The sequence below is a fragment of the Aphanothece sacrum FPU1 genome (assembly GCF_003864295.1).
Lineage (GTDB): Bacteria > Cyanobacteriota > Cyanobacteriia > Cyanobacteriales > Microcystaceae > Aphanothece_B > Aphanothece_B sacrum.
Genome location: NZ_BDQK01000013.1, coordinates 552,569 through 578,986, shown reverse-complemented (window position 1 = coordinate 578,986; position 26,418 = coordinate 552,569). Strand labels below are relative to the sequence as shown.

The window sequence follows — 26,418 nt, the reverse complement described above, 5'->3', positions numbered from 1 at the left end:
TATTTTATTAGGTGTTTAGAATTCGTCTCCACCTTGATAATTGCCGACTAAATTGGCATCAGCATCCCGTTTAGACCCTAATAAATCTAAACGATCTACCCGAATAACAGGCCCCGAACGATTGACCCCAGTATTGCGATCAACCCAGGTTTCAATGGTCAGAGAACCTTTAATCCCGATTAAACTGCCTTTACGGACATAATTAGAAGCAACTTCTGCCGTTTTATCCCAAAATTTGAGGTTAAACCAATCAGGTTCATCACTTTTACTGGTGGGACGATTCACCGCTAAGGTTACGGTACATAAGACTTTCCCCGACTCAAAATATTTGACCTCTGGATCTCTGCCAGCACGACCGACTAAATGGACGACATTTAAACCCATAGCTGTTTTACTCGATATTAAATGCAAATATACCTAAATTTTACCAGAAAATTATAAATTATAAATTATGAATTATGAATTATGAATTATGAATTCAAAGATACGCCAATTTAGTGATGGGGTGATAGAGAAATTTAAAGACTCTAAGGGCGGTTTTTTAAGAAATATTGCTGATTTTACCGGATATCTTCGATAAACCATCACCCACTAAACTCCTGGGAACTAATGGCACTTAAGGGAAGTCTACTCTAGGGAAATTCATAACTTCTACTTAGAGCTTGAGTATTTTTAACTATAAATTGATTAACTTAGCTAGACTTACGACAAGAAACGTAATAAAATCCCTTGGACTCCTTGTGAGTCAGAGGAATTTCAATACTGTTTTATTTTTAGATTAAGGGGCGTAGCCAAAAGTGGGTTTTTTTAATCGTTTTTCCCTTTCACGGGATATGGGCATAGATTTAGGAACAGCCAATACTCTAGTTTATGTTTCAGGTAAAGGTATCGTACTTGAAGAGCCATCAGTGGTGGCTTTTGACCAAGAACGGAAAATTCCCCTAGCAGTTGGGGAAGAAGCCAAAAAGATGCTAGGACGAACTCCTGGAAACATCGTTGCTTTACGTCCCTTGCGGGATGGAGTGATTGCTGACTTTGTGAGTGCTATGGTCATGCTCAAAGAATTTATTCGACGGGCCCATGAAGGCAGTCCTTTGGGTAATCCTCGCATGGTTATTGGTATTCCCAGTGGCATCACAGAAGTGGAACGTAGAGCGGTCATTGATGCGGCCAGAGAAGCTGGTGCAAGAGACGTAGGCTTAATTGAAGAACCCATTGCAGCCGCATTAGGAGCCGATTTACCGGTCACTGAAGCCACTGGCAACATGATCGTAGACATTGGGGGAGGAACCACTGAAGTCGCGGTTTTGAGCTTACAGGGACGGGTACTCAGCGAATCAGTACGAGTAGCTGGAGACGAACTCACCGAGTCGATTATGAGCTATATGAAAAAAGTTCATAACTTAGTGATTGGGGAACGAACCGCCGAAGAAATCAAAATTCGTCTGGCTTCAGCCTATCCCATGAAGGAAGAAGAACCAATTATGGAAGTACGAGGGTTACACCTAATGTCAGGATTACCTCGCACTGTCACCATCAAAGGTGAAGAAATCCGCGAAAGCATCGCCGAACCTTTAGCGGTGATTGTGGATGCCATTAAACGAACTTTAGAACGCACTCCTCCTGAACTGGCAGCCGATATTATTGATCGAGGTATCATGTTAGCTGGTGGGGGAGCCTTATTACGAGGACTTGATACCCTCCTAAGTCATGAAACTGGAATTGTTACCCATGTGGCCGAAGATCCCCTGCGTTGTGTGGTTAAAGGAACCGGAAAAGTGCTTGAAGACCCCAAAATCTTAGATCGGGTCTTAAGTGAAGGGGCCCGTTTGATGTAACCCAGGAGAAAACCCAAAACAAAGACATGGTAATACTGCGACGCTGGTATGGAAAACATGGCTCAAAAATAATTTGGGCGGTAGTAGTTCTAGGTATAGGTTGGTTTCTTCGCCAAACTCAAGGGGCCGCCATCCTAGAACTTTATTATTGGGTGAGTCGTCCTTTTGAGTCTGAGTCTCCGACGGTACTGCAAGAAAGACTCACCAATGCCCGAATTATTGAGTTAGAACAGCGTTTAGCGGAATTAAACCGACAAAACCAACAATTACAACAATTGCTCGGTTACTTTGAATCTCAAGCCAAACCAGTCATTGTCGCTCCCATTATTGGCAGGAGTCCCGATGATTGGTGGAAACAGGTGATTCTCGGTCGCGGTAGTCAAGATGGAATTGAAGTCGGTTTTATTGTCACGGGAATTGGGGGATTAATTGGTCGAGTTATCGATGTTACCCCCAATACCAGTCGGGTTTTATTAGTGAGTGATCCTATTAGTCGTGTTGGGGCTAGAGTTAGTCGTACTGGTACAATGGGGTTAGTGGAAGGGAAAAGTTCTCAAATTGCGGTGATGCGCTTTTTTGAAAAAGTGCCTAAAGTTCAACCCGGAGACACGATCACCACATCTCCTGTTAGTCGTCTATTTCCTGATGGTTTACCCATTGGTCGGATAGAGTCGGTCAATTTGGAGAAAGGCCCGGCCCCAGAAGCAACCCTGGTGTTAACGGCCCCTATTAATGACCTAGAATGGGCGGTTATTCATCCGTTTAAGAGCAAATGAAGTTTTGGTTTACCTACCCTTTGGTCAACTATTTCGTTATCGCAGGTTCAGCTTTACTCTGTTTCCTGCTCACTCCTACCCGTTTACCTGGCATGGAATTACTGGGTATTGGGGTCAATTGGATTTTAATTTGGGTGGTGGTTTGGAGTTTAAAACGAACCATTTTTCAAGGGGTTATGGCCGGTTTGGTCATGGGTTTAATTCAAGATGGACTGACTGGGGCCTATCCTTCTCATGTGTTTAGTCTTGTTTTAGTGGGGTTAGTGACAGCCCGCTTACAAAAACAACGTTATATTCAAGAAGATTTTATTTCGGTGGCGTTGATTGTTTTTGGCATGGTAATCTTATCAGAAACGATGATGGCGGCTCAATATATTGTCAGGGGAATACGTCCTTTAAACGCTATTTGGACTGATTATCAACGGTTAGTTTTATCCTCTGCTATTCTTAGTAGTTTATGGGCCCCTGTCTTATATTATCCACTTAATCATTGGTGGGAAAAAGCCCCCAGGAAGGTTTAGGGAGCAGGGGGAGCAGGGGGAGCAGGGGGAGCAGAGGAGGCAGAGGAGGCAGAGGAGGCAGGGGGAGCAGAGGAGGCAGAGGAGGCAGAGGAAGATGGAAAAAAATAACAAACCAGCTATAAAAGACCATAAAGAGTTGGAAATTTATAAAAAAGCCTTTGATGCGGCTATGGTGGGAAAAAGCCCCCAGGAAGGTTTAGGGAGCAGGGGGAGCAGGGGGAGCAGAGGAGGCAGAGGAGGCAGAGGAAGATGGAAAAAAATAACAAACCAGCTATAAAAGACCATAAAGAGTTGGAAATTTATAAAAAAGCCTTTGATGCGGCTATGGTGGGAAAAAGCCCCCAGGAAGGTTTAGGGAGCAGGGGGAGCAGGGGGAGCAGAGGAGGCAGAGGAGGCAGAGGAGGCAGAGGAGGCAGAGGAAGATGGAAAAAAATAACAAACCAGCTATAAAAGACCATAAAGAGTTGGAAATTTATAAAAAAGCCTTTGATGCGGCTATGGAAATTTTCCATTTATCTAAAAAATTTCCAGTTGAAGAACGCTATTCACTGACTGACCAAATTCGTCGTTCTTCTCGTTCTGTTTGTGCTAATTTGGCTGAAGCATGGAGAAAGCGAAGATATAAAGCCGCATTTATTGCTAAGTTAAATGAATGCGAGGCTGAAGCGGCTGAAACTCAAACATGGTTAGAATTTGCCGTTAAATGCAATTATATGGACATTGAAGATGGACGAAGACTCTATGGAATTTACAATCAAGTTTTGGCTGGTTTGGTCAGCATGATAAATAATCCTACTCCTTGGTTAATGAAACGTTAATCTCCTCTTGCTCCCCCTGCCACCTCTGCCACCCCTGCCACCTCTGCTCCCCCTGCCACCTCTGCTCCCCCTGCCACCTCTGCTCCCCCTGCCACCCCTGCTCCCCCTGCCACCCCTGCCACCCCTGCCACCCCTGCTCCCCCTGCCACCTCTACTCCCCGCCTCCCTTACATCCCCTACCTTTTCTACCTCTTTTGTTGTATCTTTAATAAATAATAAAATTCTAGTTTAAAATCTCAATATTCAGCGATTAATATTTAGTGAGGAGTTGGCGTGTTTAATCAGTTTGGCCCCAAGTTTAAACAACAAATCAGTCAATTATTACATTCAATGGCTGATAAATTAGATAACAATGTCCAACCCCCTCAAGAAACATTAGAACCTCCTAAGACTGTAGAAAAACCACCCCGCAGACGACCCAGAAAAGGTCTTAAACTTAATTTTACTGTCCCTCCCCAACTAACAACCTTTTCTCAACAAACTATCACGTCTCTCAAAAAAGTCGCCTCTGTACGCCATTATCCTAAATTTTGGCTATTGTTTGGTATGGGAGTCGGTGTTACTAGCTCTGCCCTTATATTAGGCTATAGTGTTTATGAGCTTGAAACCAGTATCACCGACTCGGTAGAAGATGCTCTTGTTTATGCTCGTCCCGATACTTTAACTATTAAAGCAGCAGATGGAGAGGTATTACGAGAAATTGGCCCTGTTACTCATGAAAAAATTAAAATTTGGCAGATTCCTGAACCTGTAATTCACGCTTTTATTGCTAGTGAAGATAGTCGTTTTGAAAGTCACCGAGGGGTTGATATTCAAGGCATTATACGGGCTGCTTTTTCTAATTTTCAAGCAGGAGAAGTGGTAGAAGGAGGAAGTACCATTACTCAACAATTAGCCCGCATTGTTTTTCTGTCTCAAGAGCGTAATTTTAACCGAAAATTGAAAGAAATGCGTCTGGCTCAGAAAATCGAAGATAATTTAACTAAAGAGCAAATTTTAGAACGTTATCTTAATTTAGTTTATCTAGGTTCGGGAGCTTATGGAATAGCAGATGCTTCTTGGGTTTATTTTAGTAAACCTGTCAAACAACTAACCGTTACAGAAGCAGCTACCTTAGCAGGAATTGTACCAGCCCCTAGTATTTATTCTCCTTTAGAAAATAAAAAAGCAGCTACAGAAAGACGCAATATCGTATTACAACGCATGGCTAAAGAGGGTTTTATTAAGCCAATAGAATTAGAAACTGCGCTCGCTTCTCCTTTAAACCTCAAACCAAATCAACCAAAACGTTTAGAAAAAAAAGCTCCCTATTTTACCGATTATATCCAAAAAGAATTGTCTCAATATGTCTCTCAAGATACTTTAAAAGCAGGAGGTATCGTAGTAGAAACAACTCTCAATAGTCAATGGCAAAAAGCAGCAGAAACCGCTATTGATACGGCAGTTAATAATTATGGACGTTGGCAAGGATATAAACAAGCAGCATTAACAGCTATTGACCCCCGTAATGGACAAATTAAAGCCATGGTGGGAGGAAATGACTACCAAAATAATCAATATAATCGCGTAACTCAAGCCCAAAGACAACCCGGTTCAACCTTTAAAATGTTTGTCTATTCAACAGCGATCGCGGCGGGTTTTTCCCCCTATCGTTCCTATCTGAATGCCCCTTATATTGTAGATGGTTATCAACCAGAAAATTATGGAGATCACTACAGTGGAGCCCAAGTTTCTCTTGAACAAGCGATCGCGTCTTCTCTCAATGTTGTAGCGGTTCAAACATTAGTAGATGTGGGTTGGAATCCTATTATTAAAGTAGCACATAAAATGGGAATTGAATCCCCTTTAAAACCAACTTATTCTTTAGCATTAGGAGCGTGGGAAGTCAACTTATTAGAATTAACCAGTAGTTACGGAACCTTAGCTGAGCAAGGGACTCATTACAAATCTCATGGTATTAATCGTATTTTAGATCGTCACGGCAAAGTTCTCTATCAAGCCCAGTTTAAACCTGAACCGGCCCTTGATGCTGATACGAGTTCTATTATGACTTGGATGTTACAAGGAGTGGTAAAAGCGGGGACTGGTAGTTCTGCTCAACTGGGAACAAGACCTGTGGCCGGAAAAACGGGAACCTCTGATAAAGCTAGAGATTTGTGGTTTGTGGGTTATATTCCTCAACTTGTGGCTGGAGTTTGGTTAGGAAACGATAACAACCAACCGACTTCGGGTGCGAGTAGTACCTCCGCTACTGTTTGGCGACTGTTTATGGAAGAAACGGTCAAAAATATGACTGTTGAGTCTTTCCCTGAGTTACCCCGTCTCAACGGACGCAAAGGAAGTCTGAAAGCAGAACCCATCAAACCGAAAAAGGCTTATTATCAGGTGGTTAAACCCCCTGAAACGACCTCTGAAACCCAACAAACCCAAGAACAGCCCACAACTCGTCAAGAAAGGCGATATAGACGGCGTTATCGTCGTACTCAGGTTAACCAAGAAAGTCCTCAAACTTCGGCCCCTTCAACTTCAACTCGTCGCCGACGACGTACTACTTATTCTCCTCCTAGTGCGGCGGCGGTAGCTCCTGCCCCACAAGCCCCTCAAAATGTCGCTCCTGCCCCTGTTTCTCAGCCTGTCCCCTCCTCAGTAAATACCGATGGAGTAGCCCCTCCTGCGCCTCCTGCTGCCCGCAAAGAGGAGTAAATTGTCATTGCGAAGGGTTGAATGTTGCACAACAAAGATAAAGCATTCAATTCTGAGGAGGTGACAATAAATGTTATATTGATGAAAGTCTATTGCTCAAAACCCGACAAAATGTATTTTATGTTACACTTTACCAGAAGGTGTCGAAAGAGCAGTTTACGGGCAAAATTCGTAGTGTGATTGTGGATGTTAGTGCGATCGCCGATCTTGTAGGGTGCGTTAATGAAATGTAACGCACCTTATTTATTGTAATTTGGGATAAAATGACTAAAAGTGAGACAATAGCTCAATTACAAAGTATTAAGTCTAATGAGTATTTTTGTAGTGTAAATTCATTAATTTACACTACATATCTAATTTTTGAGGTTAACTAGGTTCTAGTAAAATTTGCAGTTGACTACCACTGAAATCACTTCCTCCATCTAATGCAGAAACATCAGAGAGTTTTTCAACAATCTTTTCTAATTTTTCTCGACCTAATGTTACAAATGCTCGTTCACGACCCTTAAATCTCATAGAAAACTTAACTTTACAACCATCTTTGAGAAATTTGCGAGCGTGTTTTAGTTTAGTTTCTAAATCTCCCGTATCAGTACAATATCTCAGCTTCAATTCTTTAACTGTAGTTTCAGTGCGATTTTTCTTAGCTTGTGTTTCCTTTTTCTGTAATTGGTACTTAAGCTTACCATAATCAATGATTTTACAAACAGGTGGTACTGCAGTAGGAGAGACTTCCACTAAATCTAACCCTGCTTGGGAGGCCAAAACTAGAGCTTCTTGTAGAGATTGTAATCCTAGTTGTTCTCCATTTTCACCAATAACTCTGACTTCTGGTGATTTAATTCTGTTATTAATGCGATATTTATCAGATGAGGAGGGGAGTTGGTTGGGTGCATTTTTTTTCTTGGATCGTCTCAAGTTTCTTCCTGGCTCTTATTGAGCTATAATTTTAAATTATTTGTCTCTTTACATTATATCATTGATTATTGATTATTGATTATTGATTATTTTCAGTGAAATTTTAGATACAGGACTTACGCAGCAGCAATAGTGTTAGGGTCAATTCATAAATTGACCCTACAAAAAATGAATTCCATAAAATTTGTAGGTGCAGTTTTTTTGCAAAATTCCATAATTTTCACAAAAAAATTCAATAAATCTGCCCTCGATTATGCTGTTTTAAAGATTAGGGAGAAGATATAACAATTGATTAATCAAGGTTGGATTTATCGAGAACAAATAGGTCAATCAGATACGGGATTAACCCTGTTAGAATATTATACACAAAAGTATCCTCATTCTAGCCAAGAAGAATGGTTAGAACGTATTTTATCAGGAGAAATTTTAGTAAATAATAAGTTAGTAACTCCACAAACTTATTTACAAGCTGGACAGTCTTTAACCTATCATCGACCTCCTTGGGAAGAACCGGATGTCCCCTTATCTTTTGAGGTATTATATGAGGATAAAGACTTATTAATTATTAGTAAACCGTCAGGACTTCCTGTGTTACCAGGAGGGGGATTTTTAGAACATACTTTATTATGGCAATTACAACAACGTTATCCTCATGATAAACCGGTTCCGATTCATCGTTTAGGACGAGGAACATCAGGTTTAATGTTAATAGCGCGATCGCCTATTGCTCGTTCTAATTTAACCCAACAAATGCGTTATCGTCAAATTAGTAAAGTTTATCGAACATTAATCGGAAAAAGTGATTTACATGATAACTTTATTATTGATCATCCTATTGGTAAAATTCCCTATCCAAGTTTAGGTTATATTTATGCGGCTACTCCATCAGGAAAGTTTGCTTATAGTGAATGTCAAGTTTTAAAACGTAGTGATAAAAATACAATTTTAGAAGTCACAATTTTAACTGGTCGTCCTCATCAAATTAGAATACATTTAGCAACGATAGGTTATCCTTTATTGGGTGATCCTTTATATACTATTGGGGGAATTCCTAAGATAAATGATGCTGAAAAATTAGCGGTTCCAGGAGATTGTGGTTATTATCTTCATGCTTATTATCTTGCTTTTTTTCATCCTATTACAAAACAACGGATGAATTTTACTTGTCCTGAACCTGATCTAAGCTAATTAATAAGGTATTAAATAACAAGAAAAATTTTAAATATAAGGAAATTAATCAATATTTTTTAACCGAAAAAATATTTTCAAACTAATAGCTTGACAAATTAGTTATTTTTTGCTAATTTTATTTGTAAGCTAGGATAGCTGTGTGTGTTAACATACAAGTTCAGAGAAACAGTTCTACCGGACTTACTATGCTAAATTAATAATGAATAAAAGGCTAAAGCCTTATGCTATAGAAACGAAGTCCATGGTATAATATTTATTGAAGCAGAAGAATATCAAGATCGTGGTTTAACTCATCAAAATTTAGGTTAATTTTTAAGTAATTTAGATAATATTTCCTGGAGATTAAAATGACAACAAACAAATCCGATTTTGAACAAATTTTTGATATTTTGAAAAGCTACCTAGAGAGTCTAAAGTTAAAATACCAAGTTAAGAGTTTAGGAGTTTTTGGTTCTTTTGTTAGGGGTGAAGCGACAGCCAATAGTGATCTAGATTTATTGGTAGAATTTAAAGGAGATGTAACTTTTGATAATTATATGGATTTAAAATTTTTACTTGAGGATTTATTTAAGCGCAAAATTGATTTAGTAATCAAGGAAGATATTAAACCCCAGATTCGAGAAAGTATTTTAGAGGAAACGGTTTATGTCTCGTGATCTGAGGCTTTATTTAACTGATATTTTGAGTAGTATTCAAAAAATTCAAGATTATACAGCAGGGATGAACTATGATGATTTAATTGAGGATAATAAAACTTTTGATGCAGTCATTCATAATTTGCAAATTATTGGCGAAGCAGCTAAGCAAATTCCTGATGAGATTAGGCAAAAATATCCTGAGACTGCATGGCGAAAAATTGCTGGTTTAAGGGATATTATTGCTCATGCTTACTTTATGGTTAATCCTAAGATTGTTTGGGATATCATCGCAACAAAAATTGAACCACTTTATAAGACTGTTGAATTGATTTTAGAGCGTGAAATTAAATAGGAGCATTCCAATGATGGAACGGTACACAAATTATTGTTTTACATAGAAGACGGAATGATAAATTTAATCATTTGTGAAGAAATAACTGAAATTATTACTTATCAAGAATTTATATCTAAATTGGCGATCGCACTAAAGGGTTTAAGTGTGGACATTGTGATAATTGTGATCGTCAATGCTAACAAAAATATGGTATAGTTCTTAAATGAGCATAAGTTTAAAATAATGAAAATAAAAGTTCCCGAAAAAAAGCGATCATCAAACGGAGTTAACCCTCAGTTAAAAAATATTGCCTATTCTATGGACGCACTGATTCCAGGGTTTTATCTTTGGTTGGGTTCTTTTTGTTGGCGATTTGGGGGTAGTGATGCAGAAGAAAGTTATCCAGGAACAATACATAGTTTTGCTGGTATCAGCTTAGTTTTACCTGGTTATCAAATTTTTACAACCTATAAAGGGAGTTATGACCCTCGATAAGCATCAAATTGATGGTCTTTCTCCCATTTCATCTAAAATAATGCCTGCAGAAGTTTTTGAACAATTGATGTTCAATGCTGGTTATACCGTTGTTGGGTCTGCTTCAGCCAAGGGAAATAGAATTAAAGTTTGGTGGAATCATTCTAGTTTCCGTCGTGTTGAGGCAATTTATAGTCCCGATAGAAGTCTGGTTATTACGGCTTATCATCCATGAACCATGAGCTTTCTGTGACGAAAATATATTTATTGTTTACCCACAACTTTGCCAAGCAGACCGCACTGAAAATATAGAGAATTTTAGTTAAGCGAGATTTGATTTTCAGAATAGATTAAGGGGTAGTCCTGTAAATTATAACATCACTACTTTTACAGGACTACCAATTTCTGGAGATGTCTAATAGACTATTGGAGTCAAAAGCTCAAGGAAATCTTTCCAAATGCAATGATTATGAATACTCAAATCCCAAAACTTGATTACTGTATAAATCGCCTACGAGAAATTTCCGAGTACATGGATGTTCCATTTTTCCAAGTCAGTAAGCCGGAACGGTTACAACTGTTTGATGAAGCTCATGTCACCGCTGATAGTGCCAAAATTTATACTACAGAGTTTATTGACTTTTTTGAAAAAAATATTTTGCCAGCTTTGAAGGCTAAAGTAGATGCAGTGGTTTGTTCCTGGGGGGGGTTACGCTACTTTTGGAGACAACCTTCAAGCAAGCTAATGGATTTAGAGAATACAGATGCCTCATCTGCTAGCAACTCAAATCACCCACAGTTAGTTTCCCAACCTCTTCAATGGATAAAAGATTTTATCCAACTTCTTTCGATCGATCATTGGGTACCTGTATCTCAAAAGCTTCAAGATACCCCACTGCAACTACAAGATCGATCACCCTGGCAAGGGAATGAACTGTCCCATGAAGATGAAAAAAACAACTCTGCTAATGGGAGCTTGTTAGTCAAAGAACTCGCGGCTCGTTTTCGCTTGTTTTTCAAATATGTCTGGATTTACTGGTCTCCTTATATAGCTATTGCCATCGTTAGTGCTATCTGTATGATGGGAATGCCTGCTTATCAAATAGTTGCAGCTCACAAGCTAGGCATCGCCATTGATCAAGGCGGTTCTGTTCTGGTAAGTTCAGCGATTCAATTAGTTACCCTGCTACCAGTAGCTTTTGGGTTATACCTACTAGGTAGTCGTTTGTCTGCGCGACTTTCTAGTCGTGTTGCCAATGATATCCGCCATGACTTGTTTGTGAAACTGCAAACCCTTTCACAAAACTTCTATAAACAGGCTCGATTAGGAAATTTATTAACCCACTTTTCTGTAGATATTTACCAGATAGAACCTGTCCTAGGACAAGAGATGATCCGAAGCGTCGGCGAGATTATCATGAGCCTAATTAACTTAGGGATGATGATTCGTATCAGTGGTTCCCTCGCAGTAGCCAGCACCTTACCGATGATTATCATGCTACCACTGACGCTTTACTTGATAAATCAGATGACTAAGCAAGGCTTAAAGGCGATCAACCAGAACGCGTTGATGACCGACGCAGTCCAAGAAGGCATTCGGGCCCAACCAATAATCACGGGATACGGCTTACAAACTTTATTTGCCAGCTATTTTAGCAGTGAATTAAGAAAACTTGAGGACAAGAAAACTGAAGCAGTATTTAGTTTTCTTCTATTCCAATATTCTGTCACATTCTCTGCCTACTTGCTGGATGTTTGGGTTATGGGGATTGGGGGAGTTTACGTTTTGTCCAATAAAATTACTCTGGGAGATTGGATAACTTTCTTCACTATTTCCCATAGTATGTATGAATTATTAGGTCAATTGGTAAATACGCGAATTGGTCGTTGGCTCGGTGCTAGTATTGGGATGCAAAGAATTGATGAAGTTCTTAAATATCCAACTAAAATTGTCGATGCTGTTGATGCCCATTCTTTGTTATCTTTTGAAAAGAAGATTTGCTTTGAGAACTTATCGTTCAGCTACGACAATACACAGCAACAATTACATGAGATTGATTTATCTATAGAAGCTGGGCAATTTGTTGCCTTCGTGGGATCGAGTGGTGCTGGCAAGAGTACGGTATTTAGCCTACTGATGCGTTGTTACGATGCCACTAATGGGCGAATCACGATTGACGGTTATGACCTACGGAGCTTGAGCCAGAAATCCCTGCGATCGCAGATGGGGATTGTGTTACAAGAAACATTTCTCTTCAACACCACCATTATGAATAATATCCGCATCACCAAACCAGAAGCTACAGAAGAAGATGTTTTTGCGGCTGCTCGATCCGCCGAAATCCATGACTTCATTTTAAGCCTTCCAGACGGTTATCAGACTATGGTTGGCGAAGGGGGAGGACGTTTGTCTGGAGGACAGCGTCAGAGGATTGCGATCGCCCAAGCATTACTTCACAGTCCTCCCATCTTATTATTAGATGAAGTCACCAGTAGCCTCTCGGCTGAAATGGCAAATGCCATAAATCAGACCATTACCTCCCTAGCAGGTAAACACACTGTGATTATGATTACCCATCAACTCAAGGCAGCAACTCAGGCAGATTGCATCTTTGTTTTAGATCAGGGGCGATTAGTTGAGCAAGGATCTCACCAAGAACTGCTAACTCGTGGCGGGCATTACCGTTATCTATGGAATATTCAACAAAGTACCGACCTTTGACACTCCCGCCGTTAACCGCTTGGGCGGTCTAACGGGAGTCCTCTTTTTGCATTAAGATAGTTATCAACACAACTTACCGAGAGCTTTGCTCCAAATTCTGTGGGCTTTCCGGCTTTACCTCTGACGATTGGGCGAATATGTGGTTGAGTTAAACTGATAATTCTTTGGGGGACACTCTGGGTATTCTTTTCCCACATTTCTTGCTGTTGTTCATAAACTTTTTTGACAACTAATAGTAGATTTTGCTGTCTTTTGCTCAAGTTATTGAGGGAGGGTCCCGCCTTGATTAATTCTTCTAAAGGATTCTCTTTGATTTGTTCTACTGTTTCTCTATCACTTGTTCCCAACTTCTCTTTGATAATTAATGTAGCTAATGCCAGACGGAACGGTTTAGAGTCGCGCGCCTTTTTCTGTGTCGAAAAGTTTAGCATATTCTTCTTCAAACTCAGACTAAGGTATCAAGTCTGCTATAATTACCCAACGATTATCTGGGGACAATTTTCCCTCAAAGGGCAATTCAAAATTTTCTGGGGTGATGGGAGGCTCTTGAGATTTGCGATACATCTGTCTTAGGCAAAGAAGTGTAAGGGTTGGCTACGAATTTTTGAGGGTTTGCTGACACTTATAGTGATGTTTTTTCCCACTTAGTACCCCTATAACCTTTATTGTATCAGGTTTTTGTTCTTATTGAGCAAACCCTAAATAGGAGTTACGCACTCGCCAAGCGAAAACAAGGATTTTGCGTCATTGCAAGCGATAGTGAAGTAATCTCAAACCCTGATATTCCGTTACAGTGCGTAACTCCTATCCTAGTAAATAGTCCCAGCCTATTTAGTAGCGATGATAATACCACTTGGGGCCCAAAAGTCACAATAGATTCGACGTATTTGGCTGAATCCCGCATCTCTGAGGCATTGCTCATGATCGCTCCAAGAGTAAATCATGCCCCCCTCGTGGGGAATCGAGACAAAGTAGGATGAATCAAGGGCTGCCATCAACGGCCCATCTTCTTCATCAGATGTCATCATATTAAAGATGACGAGGGAACCCCCCTGATTGAGAGCCTCATATGCTCGACGGAGCAAGGTCGTATTTTTTTCTAAAGACCAGATAACTAGCACATGAATAAAGAGGAAGCAGTCTTGGTTCTTGGGAAACTCATCAACAAATATGTCTGTCCCCATGACCTGAATTTGCTCGGTTAACTGATTTTGATCGATATGGTGCTGAGCAATCTTACAACTGTCAGGAATATCCATGAGAGTAATCTTGACGTTGGGAAAGGCTTTGGCTAAAGCAATAGAGTTTGTAGCATCGCCACCCCCAACATCCACAACCGTGTGAAACTTGGAGAAGTCAATCTTCTCTAACCAAAGGGGATTGACTAATTTCGACCAAGATCCCATGAAGTTATAAAACACCTTATCCAAGCCGGGATCTTCATGCAATCGATTGTACAAATCAGGCCCCTGCCCCTGAAACTGTCGCAAGCCCACATTTGTATTTTGTCGTAGGGATTCTACATAATCAATAGAGCCACGATAGACAATCTTGGCTTCAAAGAGAACAACATCATAGAACTCTTTCCAAGTATTTTCAAGAAACAGCATATGAATCACTAAGCTGTTACGATATTTATCGCCAACCTTCTGAATCAGTTTCAGGGCTGTTAGTCCCAGTAAGAGAGCCTTGCTTGGATAGTCCGCAAGGTTTAAGTGCTGACTAATTTCCGCTTGGGAAAGCTCAGGGTGTTTCCAGAGTAACTCAAACAGACCCAGTTCACAGCCTGCGTACAGATTTTGGAAGGCAGAGTGTCCGTACAAAATCTGTACTAAATCATCCATTTTTAGTGTGTCTTTGTTGCAATTGAGCAACTGTAGCATCCTTAAATTTTCATTAGCTTGTCCATTCGTTTTTTCATTCGGAATATTAATTTTGGAAGCATCCAGCTGTTCAAAGTCCTTCACCATTTGTCAGTTTCTCCTTAATCCTTAATCCTTAGTCCTTAACCCGTTTTTGGTTCCTTGCCTGAGATGAACTGCTTCTTAACTAAGAAGCGGCTCAGATAAAGCAACATCGGCTTTGACGGCATATTTGCTCGACAAAGACACGTATAGACCCAACAGAACTATACAACAAAATAATCCGTTAAAAATGGAAACCTGTTCGCTCAAAATTATCCAAGCAAAAAGAGCGCTAATCACTGGATCAAGGAGCATAGAAACAGCGACAACCCCCGATGATAAATAATTGAGAGAATAGGTGATCAGTCCATGACCAATCACTTGAGAAAAGAAGGCTAAAGAAATAACAACTCCCCATTCCTGCCAAGATATAGGAAAAAAATGGACGCTTGTTGTGAATAGACTGGTAAACAATAAGACGGCGAGCATTCCCAGGGAACCAATAATACAGCACCAAAGCATCAGAGTCTGGGTTTTGAAATTGACAACTAGACGCTCCATGATTAATAGCTCTAAAGTAGAGCAAATCGCAGAGAGTACAGACAACAAATCACCCTGGAATTTATCGATAGAGTCGGATAAGTCATTAAATCCTAGGAGAATAGCTCCCAAAATGGCTATTGTCATACCAATTAAAAATCTGCTGTCATAACGATTCTTGAATAAAAGCCATCCTCCCAGAGTCGTTAAGAGAGGACGCAGTCCATGCAAGATAGTGACAGAACTAGCTACAGTGGTTTGGGTTAAGGAATAAGCCCACAGAAGTTGAATCAAGGCCAATAAAATGCCGACTAATAACAACATGACCACTGTTTTCAGGGTATAAGGTTGTTGCGCCTTAGATGTTGTTTCGCTAGATGAATTTTGTGTCTCGTCAGATGCTTGTTTTGAGCCAAAGGTTTGAACTCCGTTCCAAATCCCAAATATTAAGCCAGCTATCCAAAAACGGTTAAAGATCGTGGCATTAGCACCGATTTCAGCAATGCTAAACCTGACCAGAATTGGTGCGAACCCGATCGCCAAGAGTGCTATTAACAGGGCAATAAATGGTATAAGGGGTGTCTTTTGTCCCAGTGACGGAGGGGAATATTCTAGTTGAGCTTTCATGGAAATAGGGTGTTAGGGTGTTAGGATAAGCCCGCTTGGAGTTTCTTGACAGCAGTTTGTCAATTGGATGCATCAATGTCTTAAATTGATGGGAAACTCAGTCAAAATCAAATATATCCGTAATAATCTCGGTGTACAGCAATGGAATAAGCGTAATCTAATAGTGTTCCCCAAGTAAAAATCGGAAGCTGAATTGCCTCCTGAATTGCTCGGGCAAAAGGCTGGGTTCCAGAGCATTCTAGAAGTAAGGCTCCCATTTGCGGATGGCGTTGATAAAAGTCAACGGCAAATTCTGTCAATTCTTGTTCAATTTTGTCATAGTTAGCCCCTCGTGATAGGGGATCAGATGCCATGTAGAGGTTCGTGATTTCAGGACAGCGACCTGACTCCATCATGCCCTCAATCACATAATTACTGTCAGACCGAATGCCAACGGCTTCCAGGTGAACAGTTGTTAAAGCATCTTTGGAGAAAACAAGAATGCCAACGACTTGGTTATTCCCGATTAACTGTTGTGCCAGGGGTACTTGCAGCAAGCTGGACATGAAAACTGGGATTCTGACACAATCAGCAATTTCTCTTTGAAAATAGGCAAAATATCCACATTCTCCGGCGATAGCCCGACATCCGATCTTCTCTAATTTTTTAGCCGCCTTTTGAATGGTTCCCAGATAGGGAGACTTATCCGCTTCAAACAGTAATTCTTTTCCGTCTAAACCTTCAGCAATTTCGTACTGAATGGGAAACGGATAAGCACTGGCATTGCGAGTATCGCCAGGAAATCCCGGATATTGCTCATCTAGAATAATCACCCCAACCCCCATGCCATAACAATGATGGTGGGAAGATGTTTGGATATTATCAATTCTGAAATTTCTCTGCTGATATATCATTTGATCTGATCGGCTCCTCTCCATCTTCCTTTCATGTACTGAGCAAGCCAGTAGGCATCGGTTTCCGATAACGGTTCGGTAATCGGTTGGTCTGGGGGAGTTGGATGATTCGGTAAAAATCCACCCCTGGGGCAACCTGCTTTCACGTTTCCCCACATTGTTCTGAACGATGGCTTGTCCGGCAACTCACGACTATTAAACGGAGTGTACCAAGCCCGTAGAAGTAACCGATCATATTTCCCTGACTCAATAGGCCAGGAGGTGCGGGCGTGATAAATCACATGATTATTGGTAAGCAACCAGTCCCCCGGTTCTACCCTGAGCGTTATTCCTACCTTGAGACCAATTTCCTCTAAAAGCGTTAACCCCTGCTTCTGCTTTTCTGTGAGTCTAGGCGCGCCTAGAACCAGTTGACTCAACTTCACATAGGCACTGGAATACTGGGTTGTAAATTTCCCTTTGTGAATGCACCAAAGTGGATAATTAGTCCAGTTCTTTTCCCCTTCAAAAAAGAAGGGGATTTCTTTAAACAACTCTTGGGCAATATCAGGATAGGAGTAACGCATTTCATTATAGATAGTGATCGCACTTGCTAAGCGATTCTCCCCACCCGTTCTGGACTGTCTAATACAGAGTAAGCTATTGACATCACAGCGATCGCAGTGAAACTTAAACGCATCATTTGACTGTTTTCCCTCTGCCGATGAATCTGCTGCCTCAGCCCGAATATAAGTAATGAATTGTGTATTCTTTCTGATGGGAGAGTCAAAGTCTGAATTAGATTCTCTCACTGGCAGTCCCATCTGTCTACATAGTGCCAGGTAAACCTCTGCGATTTCCTCTTCTGAGTATTGATTGACAGGAAAGCCCTTTAAGAGAACGGCTCCCTTCCCATTTTCTAGCTCTTCAGAAACACCTGCTAGAGTCTTGCTAAGCTGATTGAACTGAATAGGTTGATCATGAGAGACTTTGAGAGCATGAATAGCGGCTTCAATCTCGGCAATTTCCGTCGAGGTTAATCGATAATTCCAGTATGGAGAATTCAGTAATTCATTCCCTTTCCAGGCTGCTGAAAGACTGACTAAATCCATAATATCTTCCCTAGATTTACTTGAAATGCCTTTAGACACGATGTTGGTAATACTCCTTGATTTTGTTTAATTCATTCCTAGCCATCTAACTTTAAGATATTTGTCTAACCAGTAAGATTCAGTTAGAGACAAAGGTTCATTAATCGCCTGATCTGGAGACAGCTTATGATTGGGTAAAAAACCACCCCTAGGCTGACCCGCTTTTACCGCTCCCCAAATGCGTCTAAATGCCTCAGTGTCTGGTAATTCTCGACTATTATGTGGGGAGAAACAGACTCGCAGCAGCAAGCGATCGTAGTCTCCCGACTCGATTTCCCAAGAAGCACGGGCATGGTAAACCACATGATTATTGACCATGAGCCAATCCCCTGGCTCTAACTTTAGCTGTATCCCGACTCGATCACCAATAACCTGTAATAAATTTAATCCTTCCTGATGACTCTCAGTAAGTCGGGGTGCTCCTTCGACAAACTGACTCAAACGTGGATAGGTACTAGACACCTGGGTGGTAAACTTCCCCTTGTGAATTTGCCATGTCGGGTAGCTGATCCACCCCCCTTCTCCCTCATAAAGCCAGGGCATTCCTTGAAACAAACCCTCAGCAAGTTCAGGATGAGATTGAAGCATTTCGTTATAGATGGTGACCGCACTGGCTAACCGATTTTCTCCACCCACTCGTGCCTGTCTAAGACAAAGTAAGCTCAACAGATCATATCGATCCGTATGGAGTTTGTAGGCATCATTAGACTGTTGGCCATTCTTAGAAGAATCTGCCTCTGCCCTGATATAGGTGACAAACTGAGATTTTTCTCTGGAGGGAGAATCCCAGTCGGAACCCGATTGTCGAATCGGAATACCCATTTGCCGGCATAGGATAAGGTAAATATCAGCGAGTTCCTCCTCCCAATGCTTTTGAAAGGGAAACCCTTTCAAAAGCACGGTTCCTGTCCCATTCTCCAGTTCTTCTGAAACAGCCGCCAGTGTCTTTTTCAGTTGATTAAAGGATACGGCTTGGGGGCCAGAGACTTTCAAGTTGTGAATGGCTGTTTCAATTTCTCCCACTTCCTCTGGAGTGAGGTGGTAATTCCAGTATTGAGAATCGAGCAGTTCTTGAACTTGCCACGGGGTGTAGTCCTTGAGTTGTGCCATGTCCTTAGCTTAGCCTTTAAATCAACTTAATTTTCGTATTTATCCCCTCAATCATGCCACAGCTTAGCCTTTGAATCAACTTGATTTCTGACGAGGTGTAAGGGTTGGCTACGAATTTTTGAGGGTTTGCTGACACTTATAGTGATGTTTTTTCCCACTTAGTACCCCTATAACCTTTATTGTATCAGGTTTTTGTCCTTATTCAGCAAACCCTATTTACAATACAATAAGATTTCAGCTTATGCCAACGTCCTAACTTTAATGCGTAGTGCCATATAAGATGTCCTAAAGTGTAAAGGAGCCATTTATTGAGGGAAACTGCTTTATGAAAGAGGTTGAATCATTAAAGACACCAGTCTGGATGCAGAGAATTGAATATATCGCTAATCCAGTTGGCTATTGGGAAAGGGCTTACCGAGCAGATCCGGATGCTTTTTGGGCAAAGGGAATCGATTTTGGTTGTCCCCTAATGGTATTTTATACGCCGGAAGCGGCTCAGGAAATTATTGAAAACCGTAATGGACACTTGAGTACGACATCATTTGACAGCGAACTGAAGGCGATCTTTGGCGACAGTTCTTTTTTCACCCTCGAAGGCATACGCCATCAACAGATGCGAAAGCTGTTGATCCCTATGCTTCAGGGGAAACACATTCAAGCCTATGGTCAGTTAATTTGTAACTTAGTAAACGATGTAATGCAGATAGTGCCAGCCCATCAGCCTTTTTCGGTTTTGGAAGTGGCTCAGGATATATCCATGCAGGTGATGATTAAGCTCTTGTTTGGCTCCTACCACCAAGAGCGCTATCAACAAATCAAATATCTCATGGTTGAGATGGTAAGTTTATTTGCCGCCAATATTGCTGGTATTCCCTTATTTTTTCGATTTTTACAACGGGATTTAGGTTCGATAAGTCCCTGGAGAAAGTTTCTTCAGCAGCGTCAGCAAATAAAAGAGTTAATTTATAGAGAAATTGCGGAACGTCGCGCCCGTCTTGATCTAAAATGGGAAGATCTTCTTACTTTGTTAATGTCGGCAACTGATGAAAAGGGAAATGCTCTATCAGACGAGGAATTATTGGGACAGGTATTGTCGCTTTTGTTTACAGGTAACGAATCGACCGCAGCTTCTATTGCCTGGTCTTGGTATCGGGTTTATTGTGACGCTGAAATTAAAGCTAGATTGTTGGCAGAACTGAATAGCTTAGGAAATTCTGCCGACCCGCTTGATATTATTCGCCTCCCCTATCTGAGTGCAGTCTGTAATGAGACTCTGCGGATGTATCCCGTTACCATGTTTATGATTCCTCGGCTGGTGAAAGCAGCTACTAAAATCAATGGTCGTCGGGTTGATTCTGGAGTGTTAATCACGGTGGGAACTTACCTCATTCATCAGCGCGAAGATATTTATCCAGACCCCAAAATCTTTAACCCTGAACGTTTTCTCGATAGTCGATTTTCTCCCTATGAATTTTTGCCCTTTGGTGGGGGAATACGAAGTTGTATTGGAGGAGAACTCGCTCTTTATCAACTAAAACTGGCTCTGGCGACTGTTGTTTCTCACTATCAGCTAGAGCTAACGAATCATCGACTCGTTTCTCCTCAACGTCGCAATACTATCTTAATCCCAAGGCGGCTTAAGATGACCAAGCACACTGCTCTTTGATCTATGAATCTGTGAAGCAGGAAATCTTAAATGTGAATTCAAGAATCCCCCGTCACAGCGTAGCTTGACGGCGGGAGTATGTCAAGCTCTTCTTATAAAGACCGCGATGAAAACTCAGGCTCAAATTCAAAGGCGTATCTCTCAGCGTTATTTGGCTTTGCTCAATGAAGGGAGGCAAAGACGATTAAAAGCGATAAAAACCCATTTAATTGACCATCCTAATACCCCTTTATCTCAGGAAAATTTTATCTTTATCCTTGTAGATTATATTCCTATACTGCGGCTACTGCGACTTAGGAAAACCGTTCATCCCCAAGAAACATTAGGAGATGATGTTGAAAACTACCAAGTCCTGTTTTCCCCTGCAAAAGTGCCGTTTGGAGTCAATGATATTGACCGAGATTTTCTCGAAATTTGTCTTTATTATAAAAGAGACTACTTTCAGCGCTCGGAAATATTTGTATGTGATGTTGTTCCTGCTTATGTACATATAGGTTTAGGAACTATCTGTACAAAAGACTTTAGAGTAATTGTTGATTCGGGTATGCAGTATCGGGTTACAATTGCCAGATGGAGACTGGGGTACTTTGATCGCTTGAAACTTCTCTGGTCGCAACATCTACCGATCACAGCCGTCTATATTTTTTCGCTTTCAGCAGAAAACTTCTGGCACTTTTTATATGACTCCCTACCCCGAATTTATTCGGCGATGCTTGCAAGACCTAATCAAAAACTAACAGTTCTTGTACCTGACTCTTTGTCTGATTCCTTTAAAGAACTTTTATCCTGTGTCCTGCCAGAAAATTTTGACACGATATCTGTGCCACAAGGCTCTTGGGTTAAAGTAGACCGTCTGATTATGCCATCTTATGTTAGCCGTTGTGAAAATGGATTTTTGCCTTCTGAGTATTATGAATATATTAGAAATTGTGTGTTCAAGAAATTTGCTCTCGCTCCCGTGGAACATCCCACTGAACGAATTTATATTTCCCGCTCCCAGGCAAAACATCGCAGAGTCATCAATGAAGATGAAGTGATTCAGTATCTAAAGAACTATGGATTTAAAGTGGTGGTTCTTGAAAAAATGTCGTTTAGAGAACAAGTGAAACTCTTTACTCAGGCGGAGGTTATTATAGCACCTCACGGTGCGGGTTTAGCAACGACTCTCTTTTCGGGAAAAATTAAAATATTAGTTTTGTACCCAGAAAGTTCTCCAACACCATTTTTCTTTACCCAATTCAAAGGACTTGATCAGGAACATTACTTTATCACCCATGATCAGTTTGATGAGAATGCTGATTTTAAAGTAGATCTCTCCAAATTCAAGCAGGTATTGCATGAACAGATCAAATTGAAACCAGAACAATACAATTCACATATATAGCAATCAGGAATGATTCCTGAGATATTTTTTCTTATCTGTTGCCCGTTGCCTGTTGCCTTTGACTCAGATTTATAGCAGAAGGCAACAGTAAAACCTTTGTCATCGCCCTTGTTTGAGCTTTTAAAATGTCCGGCGTTGCCTTGGCTACTGCTATAATTCTCACAACTGATTACTGATTGCTATAGTGTTTAATTGAGAAATTACCATGGATAATATGACATCAACCAAAAATGTAACAGAGGTAGAAAATCGCCCAGTTGTCATTCTGGTTGGCACTTTGAGGGCAGTAGATTTAACCTATAAAAATTTGATTGAGAAAGTAATTGAACCTTTAAATGCTGATTTAATCTTCTGCGTATCTCAAATGAGTTCAGAAGATGAAGCTTGTATAGAAAAGTTTAGGGGTTGTAATATCGTTGATATCTGTATCTACGAGGATGGGAAAAACGGATATCAAAACTTTTTAGATAAATTTTTCCATCAACTAACTCCAGAAAAACAGAGACAATGGCATAAATACTTTGACATTGAAGGAAATTGGCTAGGAGGATTAAAGGGGCGTAGGGGTTCCGGCTTTCACTTAAATTTTAATTATTGGCAACTCTTTAAAAGACTACAGAATCTTAAAAAGGGTGGCTCCGATTATCAGAGATTTATTATAACAAGAACAGATTTATTCTGGCTGGTAGAACATCCACCCTTAAATTTACTAGAGCCAAAATTGCTCTGGATACCTACAGGAGAAAACTATAACGGCTACAATGATCGACACGCAATTTGTAGTGACCAAAATGTTGCTGATTATTTAAGCTTATTTGAATTTATGCTTAGCTTGAAAGCATTAGTTTATATCTATAACGACCTAGATGGAAATAATTTAAATCATGAAAGACATCTCAAGAGTCATTTAGACTATTGTGGAGTAGAAGTTGCTAGATTCAAAAATGTGGCTTATTTAACCGGAGACAAACAAAGTACAACTAACTGGGCTTCCGTAAAAACTAAATTAATTGAAGGGAAAGAGTATGCTTACAAATATGAAGAAGAACTATTAAGTTCCCTCAAACATATGAAGGAATTCAGTTTTCACAAAAATTGGGACATGATGTTGTTGGAGAAAACTAAGGAGAATGATTCGTCAAAGAAGCTTTAAGCTTTGAAATTGGGTTGTGAATTTAAGTCAAGCAGTGCTAACTCTTATACTAAAGCCTTGGGTAGAAAATGTTGATTCATGAAATTATTAAAAACCAACTAAAAAATGTTGTTGAAAAAGAAATTAGCGCAGTGGTAAAACTCTGTGAAACCATTGATGATTCCTGGTCAAAAACTGTACTAATAATCCGAGACTGTAAAGGTAAAGTAGTCGTTTCTGGAGTTGGCAAAAGCGGTAATATTTGCCAGAAGATTGCGGCTTCATTTACATCCACAGGGATGCCTTCCATCTTTATTCATCCAACAGAAGCCAGTCATGGAGATTTGGGTTTACTAGAGAGCAGAGACGTTCTGATTACACTCTCCGCTTCCGGCCAAACAACTGAGCTATTAGATATAGTACAGTATGCTTCACGCCTAAAAGTACCAATTATTATAGTCACGAAGAATCCCACCAGTTCTTTAGCCCATTTTGCCGACATTGTCTTGCAAATTCCCGATTTTCCTGAAGCAGGTATTAACGGTTTGGCTCCTACTACGTCAACTACCTGTCAACTAGTCTTAGGTGATGCGTTAGCTATAGCTGTTATGTCTTTACGGGGTTTTACATCGGAAAATTTTAAGGAAATTCATCCTGGGGGGAATTTAGGGGCGCGACTGGTTCCAGTAAAGAACATGATGTATGTGGACGATAGAATGCCTCTAATTGACTTAAGCGCATCCATTAAAGAAGCAATTATTGAAATGAACTCTAAAAGTCTAGGATGTGTTGGTATTATTAATCATCGAAATCAATACGTTGGGATTTTTACAGATGGAGATCTTCGTCGAAGTTTAGAAGCTGAAGTTTCTTTGGAAGAACCTGTTAGTCAACACATGACACCTTCTCCTCTATCTATTTCCCCTGATCTGACAATGTCAGAATTACTCATTTTTTTCAAAGAGAAAGGAGTCCCTAATGTTTTTGTGGTCAAAGATAAGATCCCAATAGGGATTATTCATATCCATCAATTAGCCTCAATTTCAAGCATGAATGCCACCTGAATCCTTACATTTACTCCAAATTCAGAGGTCTGGATTTTCGACAACGTTCAAACTATCTAATCCTACATCCCTCCATAAATTTACAGCATAGCTGGTGAGCAGTCCTGATGATTTTTTATCGTTGATACAAATTCGTTCTCCTGTAGGCACACCAAAAATGGCAATATTGTAGCGCAGTCCGTGGTTATCTAATAGAGACAATGTGGCTTCACGCATTTCCTCTGTGCGGGCGGTGAGCAAAACAACAAAATCTTCTTTGGAGATTTGATGCCAAAATTTCTTAACACCGGGGAGTAAGATTTCCCGATGCTGCTTGTAGCCGTTATGTTTAAGAATAACACCATCAATGTCGATCAACCAAGTTTTGGGTAAACAACTTAATACTAATTCTGTCATTTTACTACGCTCTCCAACCAAAATAGTCCGTTGTAAAAACTAGCTAGGATTGAATCATAGTCATCTTTTACATATCCTGACAATGATAGCCAAATTAAAGCATGTAATAGGCGAATAACAGACATTTGTGTCGGAATTTTTTCTATAAACATTGGCTCTAAATCTTTCCATTCATTGCTTTTTATCTGAATATCAACTTGTTTCCCCGTAATTTGAAGCTGGAATTGACGACGGTTAAAACAATCGTAATCTCCGACAACTGAGTAGTACAGTTTTGCCCAATCATACATCGGATCACCATAAAGCAAGCTTGATCCAAAGTAACCTCTTGGATCGATTAGCCAAGCTTTGTTGTGATCATCAACAAGTATATTAGAGAAAGTTGAGTCCCCATGAATGAGTGTAAATTCATCAACTTGAATTTCATCAACGAGTTGGGAAAACCAGTTCTCATGTCGAGGATGAAAGGGATTTCGACATAAAAAACCATTAACTTGAATTGTCGGTTGGTCGAAAAAAGGAATTAGTTGAGCAACATTATTAACACGACTATAAGTTTTCTGAAGGTAGACTTCCATTATAACTTTAGGATCGGCGACCTTTTTGGCGCAACTATGGAGCCGAGTTAAAGTCTGAAAAATGTCAGTGAGAATATCTATTTTCCCTTGAAAGTCAACTTTTAACTCAAAAGGATGTGACCCTAGAATCCTAGAGATAGTCATCGGGTGTTCGGCAATCAATGTTGGTATGCGATTAAATCCAAGTGAATGAACAACATGATACCAATTGCGTTCTCTATCAATTAATTGCTCAAATTCTTGAACTCGTGCTTTTTTGATCACTCGGTTTCCTGAAATCTCAACAGAGTTAAAGAAGCGACTAACAAGTTTTCTCTGTTGATATTGTGTGATATTATCCAGATTACCTAGTTCATAGGTGTTATCAAGAAAAAATTCGTCAAATTGTATGGGTTTTTTCGAGAGCCAACGAACATATTCCCCTGATGATGGGATATCTTTGAGAACTGCTTTATTTTGAAATACAAAAAATCCTGCAATTCCTCGCTCTGTTGAAGGTTGATCTACACAAGTTCCGGCTTTATCATAAGACCAGCGACAATTGAAAGAACGACTGAGGCCAATCCAATTCTTTTCACCAATTTGACAATTAGGTACTTCTTCAAGCAGTAAGTCACACCAGACTAATAAAAATGGCTCATGCTCAGGGATGTGGGTTAAGGCTTGATCGATTCCTGAGAGCGTACCTTTGGTTTTTGCTCTAATTAACTGCACGGAAGCTTGGGGAGGAAAAACCCTTAAATATTTCTCTAAAACTTCATGGAGATAATCTCCTATGACAAGAAAATTTGCTGATGAAAAACGCTCAAATAAATGATATATAAGTGGTTGACCTGCAATTGAAAGCAAACACTTGGGTTTATTCCAAGTGTAGTGCTTTAATCGCGTTCCTTTGCCACCTGCTTGGGCAATCACCCAGGGTATTTCCTTTAGCTCCATGATTTACGGTTGATTATTTGAACAGAGGGTGACATCCTCCCGACGCTAACTGCGTCTAGCAGTATAGCGCGGGCTTCCCAATTCACATTGAGATATTTCTGCCCACAGAGGTGTAGTACACG

The 26,418-nt window shown here is 40.3% G+C and carries 28 protein-coding genes and 1 pseudogene; 18 read left to right on the top strand and 11 right to left on the bottom strand.

What is annotated here, in order from left to right:
- Positions 1–15: 15 nt before the first annotated feature.
- Positions 16–384 carry a single-stranded DNA-binding protein gene (locus tag AsFPU1_RS13375; protein WP_124971056.1) on the bottom strand — a complete coding sequence of 123 codons (369 nt, stop codon included), beginning with the start codon at positions 382–384 and terminating at the stop codon, positions 16–18.
- Between the two features lie 413 nt (positions 385–797).
- Between AsFPU1_RS13375 and AsFPU1_RS13370 the strand changes: the two genes are divergently transcribed.
- The 6 genes from AsFPU1_RS13370 to AsFPU1_RS13350 all read left to right on the top strand — a co-directional run bounded on the left by AsFPU1_RS13370 (position 798) and on the right by AsFPU1_RS13350 (position 3,953).
- Complete coding sequence (locus tag AsFPU1_RS13370) at positions 798–1,838, top strand: rod shape-determining protein (protein ID WP_124971059.1); 1,041 nt, start codon at positions 798–800, stop codon at positions 1,836–1,838.
- 26 nt (positions 1,839–1,864) lie between these two features.
- Complete coding sequence (gene mreC / locus AsFPU1_RS13365; RefSeq protein ID WP_125061120.1) at positions 1,865–2,614, top strand: rod shape-determining protein MreC; 750 nt, start codon at positions 1,865–1,867, stop codon at positions 2,612–2,614.
- Positions 2,611–3,135, top strand: a complete 525-nt coding sequence (mreD, locus tag AsFPU1_RS13360) for a rod shape-determining protein MreD (RefSeq protein ID WP_124971062.1) — start codon at positions 2,611–2,613, stop codon at positions 3,133–3,135. Before mreC ends, mreD begins: the two co-directional genes overlap by 4 nt.
- Positions 3,136–3,229: 94 nt before the next feature.
- The gene (locus AsFPU1_RS22700; RefSeq protein WP_124971065.1) at positions 3,230–3,412 is read left to right on the top strand and encodes a hypothetical protein; all 183 of its coding nucleotides are present in this window, start codon (positions 3,230–3,232) and stop codon (positions 3,410–3,412) included.
- A complete protein-coding gene (locus AsFPU1_RS22695; RefSeq protein ID WP_124971068.1) occupies positions 3,385–3,585 on the top strand; it encodes a hypothetical protein in 201 nt (66 codons plus the stop codon). Before AsFPU1_RS22700 ends, AsFPU1_RS22695 begins: the two co-directional genes overlap by 28 nt.
- A complete protein-coding gene (locus AsFPU1_RS13350; protein WP_124971071.1) occupies positions 3,558–3,953 on the top strand; it encodes a four helix bundle protein in 396 nt (131 codons plus the stop codon). Before AsFPU1_RS22695 ends, AsFPU1_RS13350 begins: the two co-directional genes overlap by 28 nt.
- On the opposite strand, the gene AsFPU1_RS22690 is transcribed toward AsFPU1_RS13350, so the two are convergent.
- Positions 3,950–4,102 (bottom strand): hypothetical protein, encoded by a 153-nt coding sequence (locus tag AsFPU1_RS22690; protein ID WP_172957414.1) that lies wholly within the window; start codon positions 4,100–4,102, stop codon positions 3,950–3,952. The two genes, AsFPU1_RS13350 and AsFPU1_RS22690, sit on opposite strands and share 4 nt — an antisense overlap.
- Before the next feature lie 181 nt (positions 4,103–4,283).
- On the opposite strand from AsFPU1_RS22690, the gene AsFPU1_RS13345 reads away from it, so the two are divergent.
- Complete coding sequence (locus tag AsFPU1_RS13345) at positions 4,284–6,656, top strand: transglycosylase domain-containing protein (RefSeq protein ID WP_172957422.1); 2,373 nt, start codon at positions 4,284–4,286, stop codon at positions 6,654–6,656.
- Between the two features lie 366 nt (positions 6,657–7,022).
- Here AsFPU1_RS13345 and infC read toward each other — a convergent pair whose 3' ends face one another.
- Entirely contained in the window at positions 7,023–7,574 is a 552-nt protein-coding gene (gene infC / locus AsFPU1_RS13340) for a translation initiation factor IF-3 (protein ID WP_124971077.1), read from the bottom strand.
- 288 nt (positions 7,575–7,862) lie between these two features.
- Between infC and AsFPU1_RS13335 the strand changes: the two genes are divergently transcribed.
- The 7 genes from AsFPU1_RS13335 to AsFPU1_RS13310 all read left to right on the top strand — a co-directional run bounded on the left by AsFPU1_RS13335 (position 7,863) and on the right by AsFPU1_RS13310 (position 12,933).
- The gene (locus AsFPU1_RS13335; RefSeq protein ID WP_227873352.1) at positions 7,863–8,762 is read left to right on the top strand and encodes an RluA family pseudouridine synthase; all 900 of its coding nucleotides are present in this window, start codon (positions 7,863–7,865) and stop codon (positions 8,760–8,762) included.
- A gap of 350 nt (positions 8,763–9,112) precedes the next feature.
- Positions 9,113–9,421: a nucleotidyltransferase family protein gene (locus AsFPU1_RS13330; RefSeq protein WP_124971080.1), complete on the top strand. Its 309-nt coding sequence runs from the start codon at positions 9,113–9,115 to the stop codon at positions 9,419–9,421.
- Positions 9,411–9,755 (top strand): HepT-like ribonuclease domain-containing protein, encoded by a 345-nt coding sequence (locus AsFPU1_RS13325; RefSeq protein WP_124971083.1) that lies wholly within the window; start codon positions 9,411–9,413, stop codon positions 9,753–9,755. The genes AsFPU1_RS13330 and AsFPU1_RS13325 overlap by 11 nt, the downstream gene beginning before the upstream one ends.
- 54 nt (positions 9,756–9,809) lie before the next feature.
- On the top strand, positions 9,810–9,953 hold the full coding sequence (locus AsFPU1_RS22685) for a hypothetical protein (protein WP_172957415.1): 144 nt from the start codon (positions 9,810–9,812) through the stop codon (positions 9,951–9,953).
- A 27-nt stretch (positions 9,954–9,980) separates the two neighbouring features.
- Complete coding sequence (locus AsFPU1_RS13320; RefSeq protein WP_124971086.1) at positions 9,981–10,232, top strand: hypothetical protein; 252 nt, start codon at positions 9,981–9,983, stop codon at positions 10,230–10,232.
- Positions 10,219–10,446: a hypothetical protein gene (locus tag AsFPU1_RS13315; protein WP_124971089.1), complete on the top strand. Its 228-nt coding sequence runs from the start codon at positions 10,219–10,221 to the stop codon at positions 10,444–10,446. The genes AsFPU1_RS13320 and AsFPU1_RS13315 overlap by 14 nt, the downstream gene beginning before the upstream one ends.
- Positions 10,447–10,680: 234 nt before the next feature.
- On the top strand, positions 10,681–12,933 hold the full coding sequence (locus tag AsFPU1_RS13310; RefSeq protein ID WP_172957416.1) for an ABC transporter ATP-binding protein: 2,253 nt from the start codon (positions 10,681–10,683) through the stop codon (positions 12,931–12,933).
- 53 nt (positions 12,934–12,986) lie between these two features.
- Here AsFPU1_RS13310 and AsFPU1_RS13305 read toward each other — a convergent pair.
- The 6 genes and pseudogenes from AsFPU1_RS13305 to AsFPU1_RS13280 form a co-directional block, all read right to left on the bottom strand.
- Positions 12,987–13,497, bottom strand: a pseudogene (locus tag AsFPU1_RS13305) (transposase); the annotation flags it as partial.
- Between the two features lie 263 nt (positions 13,498–13,760).
- Complete coding sequence (locus tag AsFPU1_RS13300; RefSeq protein WP_124971096.1) at positions 13,761–14,903, bottom strand: methyltransferase; 1,143 nt, start codon at positions 14,901–14,903, stop codon at positions 13,761–13,763.
- A gap of 75 nt (positions 14,904–14,978) precedes the next feature.
- Positions 14,979–16,004: a DMT family transporter gene (locus AsFPU1_RS13295; RefSeq protein ID WP_124971098.1), complete on the bottom strand. Its 1,026-nt coding sequence runs from the start codon at positions 16,002–16,004 to the stop codon at positions 14,979–14,981.
- Positions 16,005–16,111: 107 nt separating this feature from the next.
- On the bottom strand, positions 16,112–16,897 hold the full coding sequence (locus AsFPU1_RS13290; RefSeq protein WP_124971101.1) for an aspartate/glutamate racemase family protein: 786 nt from the start codon (positions 16,895–16,897) through the stop codon (positions 16,112–16,114).
- On the bottom strand, positions 16,894–17,988 hold the full coding sequence (locus tag AsFPU1_RS13285) for a TauD/TfdA family dioxygenase (protein ID WP_124971104.1): 1,095 nt from the start codon (positions 17,986–17,988) through the stop codon (positions 16,894–16,896). The genes AsFPU1_RS13290 and AsFPU1_RS13285 overlap by 4 nt, the downstream gene beginning before the upstream one ends.
- 66 nt (positions 17,989–18,054) lie before the next feature.
- The gene (locus AsFPU1_RS13280) at positions 18,055–19,137 is read right to left on the bottom strand and encodes a TauD/TfdA family dioxygenase (protein ID WP_124971107.1); all 1,083 of its coding nucleotides are present in this window, start codon (positions 19,135–19,137) and stop codon (positions 18,055–18,057) included.
- Positions 19,138–19,462: 325 nt separating this feature from the next.
- Between AsFPU1_RS13280 and AsFPU1_RS13275 the strand changes: the two genes are divergently transcribed.
- From AsFPU1_RS13275 to AsFPU1_RS13260, 4 genes are all read left to right on the top strand, one after another.
- Complete coding sequence (locus tag AsFPU1_RS13275; protein WP_124971110.1) at positions 19,463–20,803, top strand: cytochrome P450; 1,341 nt, start codon at positions 19,463–19,465, stop codon at positions 20,801–20,803.
- A gap of 106 nt (positions 20,804–20,909) precedes the next feature.
- The gene (locus tag AsFPU1_RS13270; protein ID WP_124971113.1) at positions 20,910–22,187 is read left to right on the top strand and encodes a glycosyltransferase family 61 protein; all 1,278 of its coding nucleotides are present in this window, start codon (positions 20,910–20,912) and stop codon (positions 22,185–22,187) included.
- Between the two features lie 205 nt (positions 22,188–22,392).
- Complete coding sequence (locus tag AsFPU1_RS13265) at positions 22,393–23,340, top strand: hypothetical protein (protein ID WP_124971116.1); 948 nt, start codon at positions 22,393–22,395, stop codon at positions 23,338–23,340.
- Between the two features lie 68 nt (positions 23,341–23,408).
- Complete coding sequence (locus AsFPU1_RS13260; protein ID WP_124971119.1) at positions 23,409–24,383, top strand: KpsF/GutQ family sugar-phosphate isomerase; 975 nt, start codon at positions 23,409–23,411, stop codon at positions 24,381–24,383.
- Positions 24,384–24,404: 21 nt separating this feature from the next.
- On the opposite strand, the gene AsFPU1_RS13255 is transcribed toward AsFPU1_RS13260, so the two are convergent.
- A complete protein-coding gene (locus AsFPU1_RS13255; protein WP_124971122.1) occupies positions 24,405–24,779 on the bottom strand; it encodes a hypothetical protein in 375 nt (124 codons plus the stop codon).
- Entirely contained in the window at positions 24,776–26,296 is a 1,521-nt protein-coding gene (locus AsFPU1_RS13250) for an NTP transferase domain-containing protein (RefSeq protein WP_124971125.1), read from the bottom strand. Before AsFPU1_RS13250 ends, AsFPU1_RS13255 begins: the two co-directional genes overlap by 4 nt.
- Between the last annotated feature and the right edge of the window lie 122 nt (positions 26,297–26,418).